The 10,686-nt window shown below is 59.6% G+C and carries 9 protein-coding genes; 3 read left to right on the forward strand and 6 right to left on the reverse strand.

The features are described from left to right. The first annotated feature begins 56 nt into the window (after window positions 1-56). The 3 genes from ACIOWA_RS04790 to ACIOWA_RS04800 are packed head-to-tail and all read left to right on the forward strand — an operon-like array spanning window position 57 to window position 1,676. Entirely contained in the window at window positions 57-725 is a 669-nt protein-coding gene (locus tag ACIOWA_RS04790) for a class I SAM-dependent methyltransferase (protein ID WP_221732075.1), read from the forward strand. A 4-nt stretch (window positions 726-729) separates the two neighbouring features. Then, a complete protein-coding gene (locus tag ACIOWA_RS04795) occupies window positions 730-1,446 on the forward strand; it encodes a lipopolysaccharide kinase InaA family protein (RefSeq protein ID WP_339433477.1) in 717 nt (238 codons plus the stop codon). Between the two features lie 2 nt (window positions 1,447-1,448). Next, a complete protein-coding gene (locus ACIOWA_RS04800) occupies window positions 1,449-1,676 on the forward strand; it encodes a hypothetical protein (RefSeq protein WP_339433476.1) in 228 nt (75 codons plus the stop codon). A gap of 83 nt (window positions 1,677-1,759) precedes the next feature. Here the strand turns inward: ACIOWA_RS04800 and ACIOWA_RS04805 are convergent, their stop codons facing one another. From ACIOWA_RS04805 to ACIOWA_RS04830, 6 genes are all read right to left on the reverse strand, one after another. Beyond that, window positions 1,760-4,795, reverse strand: coding sequence for a multidrug efflux RND transporter permease subunit (locus ACIOWA_RS04805; protein ID WP_401158497.1), 3,036 nt, complete (start codon window positions 4,793-4,795; stop codon window positions 1,760-1,762). A gap of 13 nt (window positions 4,796-4,808) precedes the next feature. Then, on the reverse strand, window positions 4,809-5,957 hold the full coding sequence (locus ACIOWA_RS04810) for an efflux RND transporter periplasmic adaptor subunit (RefSeq protein WP_339433474.1): 1,149 nt from the start codon (window positions 5,955-5,957) through the stop codon (window positions 4,809-4,811). Window positions 5,958-6,058: 101 nt separating this feature from the next. Continuing rightward, window positions 6,059-7,159, reverse strand: coding sequence for a DUF1513 domain-containing protein (locus ACIOWA_RS04815; RefSeq protein WP_401158500.1), 1,101 nt, complete (start codon window positions 7,157-7,159; stop codon window positions 6,059-6,061). 14 nt (window positions 7,160-7,173) lie between these two features. Further along, window positions 7,174-8,238 carry an imelysin family protein gene (locus ACIOWA_RS04820; RefSeq protein ID WP_339433472.1) on the reverse strand — a complete coding sequence of 355 codons (1,065 nt, stop codon included), beginning with the start codon at window positions 8,236-8,238 and terminating at the stop codon, window positions 7,174-7,176. A 26-nt stretch (window positions 8,239-8,264) separates the two neighbouring features. Then, on the reverse strand, window positions 8,265-9,692 hold the full coding sequence (locus ACIOWA_RS04825) for a di-heme oxidoredictase family protein (RefSeq protein ID WP_339539274.1): 1,428 nt from the start codon (window positions 9,690-9,692) through the stop codon (window positions 8,265-8,267). A 344-nt stretch (window positions 9,693-10,036) separates the two neighbouring features. Further along, window positions 10,037-10,686 (reverse strand): transposase (locus tag ACIOWA_RS04830; RefSeq protein ID WP_401158502.1); only part of this gene is annotated, 650 nt, incomplete at its 5' end.

Consider the following 10,686-nt stretch of genomic DNA (forward strand, 5'->3'; position numbering starts at 1 on the left):
GACGCTGACACACCTCGCCTTAAGGTGGTGACATCAGTAATTCAGGAGTTCTGGTGATGGCCGGCCCGATCAAGCTCGATTTTTCCGAAAAGTACGATGATCAACATGCGCAGAAATACCTGCGCAAGCATAAAGACAGCCTTGGTCGTCGTCTCTCCCACTGGCGGGACGAACAGTTGGCTCGCAAGGCGCTGGCGTTGGCCGGTGAGCCGGGGCTGGTGCTGGATCTGCCTTGCGGTGCGGGGCGTTTCTGGCCATTGCTGGGTGAAAAAGCCAATCGCGTGATCATCGGGGCGGACAATTCCGAATCGATGATCCAGACGGCCATGCAGGCGCAACCCGCCGATGTGGTGAAACGGGTACAACCCTTGCACACTTCTGCGTTCGACATTGCCTTGCCTGATAACGCCGTCGACAGCATTTTCTGTATGCGCCTGCTGCATCACATCGGAGACGCCGAGCATCGTCGGGCCATTCTGCGTGAATTCGAGCGCGTCACCCGTGACAGCGTGATCATTTCATTGTGGGTTGATGGCAATTTCAAGGCTTGGAAACGCCAGCGCGCCGAGAAGAAACGTGCCAGTCGCGATTACCAGAATCGCTTTGTGTTACCGGCTGCTACGGTCGAAAAAGAATTTGAAGAGGCGGGTTTCCGCATTCAGGAACAACTGGACTTTATTCCGCTCTATGCGATGTGGCGGGTTTACGTATTACGCAAGAGGTAACAGGATGGCAGTGCAATTTGCAGCAGAAACGGAAGTCGCTCCGCAGGACCGCTTCGACTACTACTGGGCTCAGCGCGGTGAATGGGTGGAAGAACCCAACGTGCGCCGCGGTGGCGAAAGTGGTGTGCAACGGATCGTGGGCAAGGACGGCCAATTGCTGTATGCCAAACGCCAGACTGGACACATTTATCGCAGTTGGTTGCACCCCTTCGGACGTCCGACCGTCTTGCGCGAGCTTGATGCACTGACCGGCGTCAGCAAACTGGGTGTGCGAGTACCGCAAATCGTTTTCTGTGGTGCCCAGCCTGATCCGCAGCACAAGTGGCGCGCACTGCTGGTGACCAAGTCTCTGGATGGTTTCCAGGAACTGGAACATTGGCTGGCGGCAGCCGGTGGGCGCGATCAGTGTGGCGATGTGATCTATGAGCGTGTGCTCAAGGATCTCGCCGAAAACCTGGCGCGCATGCACAAGGGCCGCTGGCAGCACAGCTGCATTTACATCAAACATGTGTTTGTGCGAGTGACCGGCGAAGGTGAATCCGCCGAGGTCGAAGTGGCCTTGATCGACCTGGAGAAATGCCGCCAGCGTCTGACGGCCTATCGCGCCGCCTCTCACGACATGAAGCAATTGCGTCGCCATTCGTCGTTCCGGGATACGGACTGGAAAAAACTCGTCTACTTTTATGAGACGGCGTTTGGCAGCGCTATCAAAGGTTTATAGCGATGAAACTCGAAATTGCACGAGGTTTGTTTTTGGCTGGAGCCTTGGCAGTTGCATCACTCGCGGTGGCTGCCTGGGAGCAGCCACGCATGCAGGTTATCGGTGCATCCCTAGCGGATGCCCATTGCGTGGTGCCACGGGCGGCGAAAGCCTCCGTGGCGACCGAACCCGATCATGATCTGCTGTTGTTCATGTTCGGACTTTCTCAAGGGATGAGGCCACAAAGTTGAACCGATTGAAGCCCAAGTAAAAGGCCTCGCCGTTGCGAGGCCTTTTTTATTGTGCAGATTTCGGGAATTGCTCCCACAGGGTGTTATGCGGTTTTCTTTGGATCCGGCTTGGCCAGCAAGGTGTAAACGCAGGGCAGGACGAACAAGGTAAACAATGTCCCGATCGACATCCCTGTCGCAATCACCATCCCGATATCAAACCGGCTGACCGCCCCGGCACCTGTTGCCAGTATCAGCGGCACCATGCCGAAGACCATTGCGGCGGTGGTCATCAACACCGGCCGTAAGCGAATCGCCGCCGCTTCCTCCACCGCCTCACGCACCGACAGCCCCTTGTCCTTGCGCAACTGGTTAGCGAACTCGACGATCAGGATCCCGTGCTTGCTGATCAACCCGATCAGCGTCACCAGGCCCACTTGGGTGTAGATGTTCATGCTCGACCAGCCAAGGAATAACGGGATCAACGCCCCGCAGATCGACAACGGCACCGTCACCAGAATAACCAGCGGATCGCGAAAGCTCTCGAACTGCGCCGCCAGCACCAGAAAGATGATCGCCAGCGCCAGCGCGAACGTCACCCACAATGCGCTGCCTTCCTGGACGAACTGGCGCGACGCGCCGCCATAGTCGAAGGCAAAACCGACGGGTGCTTCTTCCCGGGCGATCTGCAAGACAGTGTCGATGGCTTCACCCATGCTCACCAACGGGAATCCGGACAGCTTCGCGGCGTTGAGTTGCTGGAATTGATTGAGTTGTCGCGGGCGCGCCCGGTCAGTCACGGTGATCAACGTTGACAGCGGCAACAACTCACCCTGGGTGTTTTTCACGTAATAGTTGTTCAGCCAGCCCGGATTGTCGCGGTAAGCCCGTTCAACCTGAGCGATGACCTTGTAGCTGCGTCCTTCGATGGTGAAACGGTTGATTTCAGCCTCACCGAGCAGGGTGGCCAGCGTGCCGCCCAGATCCTGCATCGAAACGCCCATCTGCGCCGCTTTGGCACGGTCGATGTCGACCACCACCTCTGGTTTGTCGAACGCCAGATCGAGGTCGACGAATGCAAATTTGCCCGATTCCATGGCGCGTTTCTTGATCCGGTCAGCCACTTGCAACAACTGCTCGTAGTCATTGGCGGTATTGATCACGAAATCAAACGGCAAGCCTTCACCGGTGCCGGGCAGTGACGGCAGATTGAAGCCGAAGACCTGCACGCCGGGGATGTTTTGGAGTTTGCCCTGAACCTCGGGAAGTATTTGCATCTGTGTACGGCTGCGTTCGTTCCACGGTTTGAGCAGGAAGCCACCGATGCCGGACTGCACGCCGTTGTAGCCGTTGATCTGGAACGAGGAGTAGTACTCCGGAAATTGCTTGAAGATCTTGATGAATTCGTCGGTGTAGGTGTTCAGGTAATTGAGGTTGGTCGGCTGCGGGGCGTTGGCAATCATGAAAATGATGCCCTGATCCTCGTCTGGTGCCAGTTCCGATTTGGTGAACTTGAGGAACACCGGAATCAGGCACAGCACGATCACCGCAAAGACCAGTACCACCGGCCGCGTATTGAGCGTGCCGTGCAACAGGCTTTGGTAGCGGCGCTTGAGGCCGTCAAAGATGTGGTCGAGGCGATGGGCCAGGCCACTGGGGTTCTCATCGTGACGCAGTAAAAAGGCGCACATCATTGGTGACAGCGTCAGGGCAACGATGCCGGAAATCACCACGGCGCCGGCCAGGGTCAAGGCAAATTCCTTGAACAACGCCCCGGTCAGCCCGGTGAGGAAACCAATTGGTGCGTACACCGCCGCCAGGGTGATGGTCATCGACACCACCGGCATGGCGATTTCCCGTGCGCCTTCCAGGGCTGCCTCGAACGGCGTCTTGCCTTCCTCGATATGCCGGTGAATGTTTTCCACCACCACAATCGCATCGTCGACCACCAACCCGATCGCCAGCACCATCGCCAGCAAGGTCAGCAGGTTGATCGAATAGCCCATCATCTGCATGAAGAACATCACGCCGATCATCGACAGCGGAATGGTCACAACCGGGATCACCACCGAACGCAGCGCGCCGAGGAACAGGAACACCACGACGATCACGATCAGCACCGCTTCGAACAGGGTTTTCACCACTTCGTCGATGGAGGCCTGAATGAACAGGGTGGCGTCGTAGGCAATTTCGCTTTTGAGGTTCGGCGGTAGCTGGGCTTCGAGCTGCGGCATGATCTTGCGCACTTCCTTGATCACGTCCAGCGGGTTGGCGCCGGGCGTGGCCTTGATGCCGATGTACACCGACGGGGTGCCGCCGAAGGAGCTGATGGAGTTGTAGTTCTCCGCGCCCATTTCGACCCGCGCCACATCACTGAGCAATACGCGGCTGTCGCCATTGACCTTGAGTGGAATCGCGGCGAACGCTTCGGCGGATTTCAGTTCGGTGTTGGCGTTGATGCTGGTGACCACGTACTCGCCTTTCACTTCGCCAGCGGCGGAGAGGAAGTTGTACTGGCGCACCGCGTTGGTGACGTCGCTGGCGCTGAGGCCGAACCCGGCGAGCTTGACCGGGTCGAGCCACAGGCGCATGGCAAACACCTGATTGCCGAGAATCTCGGCTTCGGCCATGCCCGGCAGGGTCGCCAGTTTTGGCTGGATGACCCGTGACAGGTAGTCGGTGATCTGCGGGTTGCTCAAATCCTTACTGAAGAAACTGATGTACATCAGCGCCGAGGCGTCGGCGGATTCCTTGCTCAGCACCGGATCTTCGGCATCTTGCGGCAGTTGGTTTTTCACCTCGTTGGCCTTGGCCAGCAACTCGGTGAAGAGGCGGTCGCTGTTGGAGCCGATGCGCGCGTAGATCGAGATCACCGAGAAGTTCTGGCGACTGACCGAGGTCATGTAGTCGATACCCTCGGCACTGGCCAGGCTCTGTTGCATCGGCTGGGTGATGTAGCCCTGGATGGTTTCGGCGTTGGCCCCCGGGTAGGCGGTGGTCACCGTGATCAGGGCGTTTTCCAACTGCGGATATTGGCGCAGCGGCAGCTTGCTCCAGGCCTGGAAGCCCAGCAGCACAATCAACAGGCTGACCACGGTGGCGAGCACCGGGCGGCGGATGAACGGATCGGTAAAAGCCATGGGGATTCCTTGATCAGTCGGCGCGGGGCGGACTGTTCTGCTCGCCGAGGGTCTTGTCGTCGCTGATGGCAATGTGCGCGCCGTTGTCCAGTTTGATCTGGCCAGCGGTCACCACTTGTTCGCCTTTGAGCACGCCCTTGTTGATCATCACCAGGCCATCGCGGCGCTCACCGGTTTCGATGAAGCGGCGTTCGGCGATCAGCACCGGTTGACCCTTGTCGTCTTTTTCGACGCTGCCGTCCTCGGCTTTTTTCTGCCCGACCACGTACAGCGAGTTGCCGTAAAGGGTGTAGGTGATTGCGCTCTCCGGCACCACGACGTGCGTCTGCGGATCCGGCAGCAATACGTCGAGGCTGGTGAACATGCCCGGCAGCAATTTGCCGTCGGGGTTGGCGAGTGTGGCGCGTACCAGAATGTTGCGCGTCGTGCTTTCGACAATCGGATTGATGGCGCTGATCTTGCCCGCGAAGTTTTCCCCGGGGTAGGCGGACACCGAGATTTGCACCGGTTGGCCGATGGCCAGTTTCGGCACCGATTGTTCCGGTAAATAGAAGTCGGCGTAAAGGCTGCTCAGATTCTGCAGCGTGGCGATTTTGGTGCCGCTGGCGAGGTAGTCGCCGACATCGACCTGACGAATGCCGATGGTGCCGCTGAACGGCGCGAGGATGCGTTTTTTGGCCAGCGAGGCGTTGAGCTGATTGACCGTCGCCCGGCTCTTTTGCAGGACCGCCGAGAGCCGGTCGTACTCGCCTTTGGAGATGGCCCGGCTGTCGATCAGTTGGCTGCCGCGACCGAAGTCCAGTTGCGCCAGCCCCAGATCGGCCTTGGCGGTTTCCAGCAGGGCGGTTTCGACAGCGCTGTCGAGTTGCAGCAACGGTTGCCCGGCCTTGACCTTCTGCCCTGATTCGAACTTGAGGTCGGTGACGGTACCGGCGACTTCCAGGCTCAGGTCGACGCCTTGCAGTGCCTTGAGGGTACCGACGGTGGGTAAACGCATCTGCCACGGGCGTTCCGTGGCAATGGCCACGGCGACGCTGATCGCAGGTTTCGGCTTGGAAAAGCCCTGGACCATCGTGTAGATCGAAAAGGCTTTGTACCCGCCCAGCACCAGGACGACCAGCAAAACAACACCCAACATGATCAGCATGCGGCGACGCAGCATATTTCCAGTTCCTTGGATAAATCAGGTGAGACAGGCGGGCACATTACTCCGAGTACAGGGGGTATTCCAACTGGCAGTTTCTGCAAAACAATAAAGGCATTTCACGCCATCAAGTGCAGATGGTTGTCCCAGAGCCCTGCCGGCAATTCCAGCGGTTTGGCCAACAGTTGATCCTGACGGCAGTCGTAGTAGCGGCAACGCCCTTGACCGGAGGTCACGACAAAGCCGTCCTTTACCGCACCCACGCCGGCACAATCGGGCAATGGCGCATCAAGGCGCACTTCGCCGCTGTCCAGATCCCAGATGAAGAAGCGATTGCCACGCGGTGCGGTCAGTGCCACCAGACGCAACTCACTGTGCACCGCAACGCTGGCGGTGTAGTGACCCATCGATTGCAACTGATGTTCCGGCACCGGGAATGCCACGAACGGCTGCCCGGGGCGCTTGATCGCCAGCAGTTCGGAACGTTCGTGGGACGCGCCCATGAATTGCTGACCGGCGACAATAGTGCCGTCGCTGGCGATGCTCAGATGGCGCACGCTGTTCATTTGCTGGGCGAGGGTTTCCTTGCTCAGCAAGGTGCCGTCGCGCTGCATCAGCACCAGGCTCGGTTCCATGGCGTTGAGATTCATGTCGACGCGGCTTTCGGCTTCGGTACGAATGCCGCCGTTGGCCACCACCAATGTCTCGCCATCGGGCATCCACGACACCTGATGCGGGCCGAGGCCGTGGGTGGAAATCTCGCCGCGGTGTACCAGCCGCTCGCCCTCGAACCGGTACACCCCGAGCAGGCCACGGCCTGGGTCAGTGGTGTCGTTTTCGGTGGCGTACAGGTACTCGCCGTCCTTGTGAATCACCGCGTGGCCGTAGAAGTGCCGGTTCGGCTGCGACGTCACGGTTTGCAGCAGCGTACCGTCGCGCAGGTCGATCAGGTAGCTTTCGGTGCCCGGACGACGGGCGACGTACAGCGCAATCGGCAACGTCGGGTGGTTGATGATGTCGTGGCAACGCTGGCCGACTTCGGTGGCAAACACCCGTGTGCCATCGAGCCGATAGCCGACGGCGTAGTGCTTGCCGTCGGTGTCATCGCGCGCCGAGAGCAACAGCGGGCTCTGATCCTTGCGCTTGAACAGCGTCCAGCCGCCCAGTGTCACTGCTCCCAGCAGCAAACTACCTAAAGTCAGAGCCTGGCGTCGCAGCATGGCACTTGCCCTCATCAGTCACCGTCGTTGGCGTTGAAGCCCAGTTGAATGCCCAGCGCCTTGGCCAGTTCGCCTTCGTGCAGGCGATGGACGACGTTGAGGCTGTCGTAGATGTCGTTCAGTTGCTGACGGCCGGCGTCGTCTTCGAGCATTTCGCCGAGCGAGCGCTGCGTGCTGTCGAACAGGGTGAGCGAGGCGGCATAAGCGGCGTCGATCTTGTCCGCCAGAGGCTTCTGATCGCTTGGCAGCAGGCTGCGCAGGCCTTTGTTGTCGACACCTTCCCAAACGGTCTTGGCGGCGGCGAGGCTCGCTTCCAGGGCTGTCAGCGACGACTGGCTGCGCCATGCATCGGCCTGCAATGGCTGCGGCACGCCTTTGCTCTGGCGGCCCATTGGGGTGCCGAGCTTTTTCTTCAGGGTGTCGAGTGCGGTGACTTGTACGCGCAGCAGATCGGCAATCGCTTCGTGGGAGTCGGCGTAACGCTGGTTCGGGAACTTGGTCATCTGCGCGAGCATGCCGTCGGTGTTGTTCCAGCTCTGCAGAATCTCCTCGGCCAGTTGCTTCTGGCGTTCGCCAATGGCGATCAGCAGCGGGCAGTACTTGGCTTTCTGGTCGGCGTTGGCGACGTCAGGCTTGGCGTCGAACAGGATGTACTCGTAAGCCGACAGCCCCTGAACCACCACGCTCGACTTGGCCAGTGCGACAGCATCGATCTGCGGCTGGGCGACGACCAGTTGCTCGACCTGACGGCCGACGAGGTTTTTCTTGTCCGGCCAGAACTGCACTTGCCACGAGCGGTTGCCTTCGGCCAGCGGGCCGATCAGCAGCGGTTGCAACTCGGCCCAGGCTTTCTGCGCGTGCAGGAAGTCGGCGCGAGCGGTTTCCAGCGTCTCTTTGCCCTGGCAGTAGGCGAGGGCGCTGACCGCCAGTTGCTTGTCGGCTTCGACCCAACGGGTATACGTCGGCAGAATTACCGATTTGGCGATAGCGGCCGAAGTGACTGCTTGCGGATCCTGCGGCGAGCAAGCGCCGAGGGCGAGCGCGGCCAGGCTGGTGAACAGTAGCTTGGGACGGAACATGTCGGGCTCCCGATTCTTTTAAGTGTTTAAAGTGAATTCAGAAACGCCAGCAACGCGGTGCGCTGCTCGGCATTGAAAGACAAAACCTGTTGCTGCGCCGCTTGCGCTTCACCACCGTGCCAAAGCACGGCTTCAAGCAGATTGCGTGCGCGGCCGTCATGCAAAAACTGGGTGTGGCCACTGACCGCTTGCGTCAGGCCGATGCCCCACAACGGCGGCGTGCGCCAGTCGCGGCCGGAGGCCTGGAATTCAGTGCGGTTGTCGGCCAGACCGTCGCCCATGTCATGCAGCAGCAGATCGCTGTACGGGCGAATCACTTGATTGGCCAGTTCAGGTTCGGCCGCGTTGGCGGCGGTGGTGTATTTCGGGGTATGACACGACTGGCAGCCGGCCTGGTAAAACAGGTTCTTGCCGGCCAGCACTTGGGCGTCGTTGACGTCCCGGCGCGCGGGGACGGCGAGGTTGCGGCTATAGAACAGCACCAGACGCAGGATGTTGTCGCTGACTTCCGGCTCACCGTCCGGGCCATTGCCGTTCGGCGCCTGTTTGCAGGCGGTTTGCGTTTCGGTGCAGTCATCGAACGGTCGCATGCTGGTCGTGAGGCCCATATCCCCGGCGAACGCATGAACATTCTGTTGGTTGAGGGTCGGTTGCCCGGCTTTCCAGCCAAATCGACCGATCACGGTTTTGTGCAGGACGTCATCCCAGACCTGGTTCGGTCGGCCATTGATGCCGTTCTTGTCTTTGGCCTGAGCGCTGGCGTTGGCGAGAATCGCTTCTTCGGGGATCGCTTCGAGCAGGCCGAGGCCGATCATGGGGGGGGCGATGCGTGCGGAGAAACGCGTATCGGGGTGCATCGGCCCGTAACCGAGTTGAGTGATTTGCAGCTCCGGTTTACGCAGTTCGACTTCGGTGCCGTCCTTGAAGCGCACCGGCACCGGTGTGTACTCGACGCGCACCTTGCCTTCCGGAACCACGCCAGGCACGGCCATGTCCTGGAGCTGGCCGCCGTAGACCGGCTCCGGCACCACGCCGACCTGTTCGATGACGTCGGCCAGTTCCGGGGTGTTGGGGATCGACAGCCTTACCAGCATCGACACTGCATTGTTTGCCTGCGGTGTCGGTGGATGACCGCGACCGTCCTTGATGTGGCAGTTCTGGCAGGCGTTGGTGTTGAACAACGGGCCGAGGCCATCACGGGCGGTGGTGGTCGATGGGGCGATCACCCAGGGGCTGCGGAAGAAGCTGTTGCCGACGCTGAAATCCACCCGGCGCGATGGCGGCAGGTTGGCCGAGGGCAGGGAAAACGCGTTTTGATCGGTCTTGCGCACGGTCGCCGCACCGCCTGAGCGTGCTTCACCGGGCTCGGCTTTGGTGAAGCGCGGGGCGTCATCGCAGGCACTCAGGCCCAGAGCCAGAAACAGTGCGGACAAACGAAGAGGCAGCGAGAGCATCAGACATCCTGCGGACGGGCAAAAACAAAGGCGCAAAGTCTAACAGGGCGCAGGAGTTTGAATAAGAGGAATTATCGTTTACTTGATGTGAGGCCGTGATTTAGAGAAACGCAGCCTCCTTGTGGGAGCGGGCTTGTTCGCGAAAGCGGTGTGTCAGTCAATTCATCTGTGTCTGACCTGCCGCTTTCGCGAGCAAGCCCGCTCCCACAAGGTTTGTGCTTGGCACGTATGAAAAGGCGACCCGAACAGACTGTGTGAAAACACACTGATGGTGGTTTCAAGCAAACGCCCCGACTTGTTCGGGGCGTTTGCTTTTGTGCGGACGGCAGACGAAAAAGGGCGTTTCAGCCCATCAACGCCATCAACTGACGTGCGCCGAGCACGTTAATCGCTCTTTTCAGGTTATAGGCGTTCACCGCCAAGGCCATTTCGGCTCTCGCCCCCTCGAGCTGTCGCAGCAAGAAGCGAGCGTTGCCAAACAACCACTGTTTTAGGTTGCCGAAGGGATGCTCCACAATGGATCTTCGGCTGACCATCATTTCGGGGTGTGCCTGCATTCGCCGCTCCATGCGTTCAAACGCCTCTTCGTGAGCATGGCGTGAGACATATCGGCGCCGGGCCTCAGTACATTGCGCTTTCAGCGGACAAGCGGTGCAGTCGCTGATCGCCGCCTGGTAGATACGATCGCCCTTACTGGTTTGCTTGAGTGTCAGCCATTTTCCGGCGGGACATTGATATCGATCCTGCGACGCATCGTAGGTAAACACTGTTCGGTCAAAGAACTCCTTTTCCTTGCCGCTGGAGTTGCCTGACCAATTGGGTGGTAAATAAACCGTGATGCTCTCATCCTCGCAGGCCTGGAACTGCTTGCCATTCGAGTAGCCTGCATCGGCAGCCACCGTCAACTCATCTTGCTGCAAGTGTTCCTTGGCGGCCTTGGCCATAGGCTCAAGTTGCTTGCGATCATCACTGTCCTGCGTGACTTCATGATGCA

It is taken from the genome of Pseudomonas sp. NPDC087614 (assembly GCF_044743485.1).
Classification (GTDB): Bacteria; Pseudomonadota; Gammaproteobacteria; order Pseudomonadales; family Pseudomonadaceae; genus Aquipseudomonas; species Aquipseudomonas baetica_A.

Excerpts from the sequence above, each read along its gene's own strand:
- ACIOWA_RS04805 (WP_401158497.1), bottom strand. The coding sequence starts at position 4,795 with ATGGCTTTTACCGATCCGTTCATCCGCCGCCCGGTGCTCGCCACCGTG.
- ACIOWA_RS04795 (WP_339433477.1), top strand. The coding sequence starts at position 730 with ATGGCAGTGCAATTTGCAGCAGAAACGGAAGTCGCTCCGCAGGACCGC.
- ACIOWA_RS04815 (WP_401158500.1), bottom strand. The coding sequence starts at position 7,159 with ATGCTGCGACGCCAGGCTCTGACTTTAGGTAGTTTGCTGCTGGGAGCA.
- ACIOWA_RS04800 (WP_339433476.1), top strand. The coding sequence starts at position 1,449 with ATGAAACTCGAAATTGCACGAGGTTTGTTTTTGGCTGGAGCCTTGGCA.
- ACIOWA_RS04820 (WP_339433472.1), bottom strand. The coding sequence starts at position 8,238 with ATGTTCCGTCCCAAGCTACTGTTCACCAGCCTGGCCGCGCTCGCCCTC.
- ACIOWA_RS04810 (WP_339433474.1), bottom strand. The coding sequence starts at position 5,957 with ATGCTGCGTCGCCGCATGCTGATCATGTTGGGTGTTGTTTTGCTGGTC.
- ACIOWA_RS04790 (WP_221732075.1), top strand. The coding sequence starts at position 57 with ATGGCCGGCCCGATCAAGCTCGATTTTTCCGAAAAGTACGATGATCAA.
- ACIOWA_RS04825 (WP_339539274.1), bottom strand. The coding sequence starts at position 9,692 with ATGCTCTCGCTGCCTCTTCGTTTGTCCGCACTGTTTCTGGCTCTGGGC.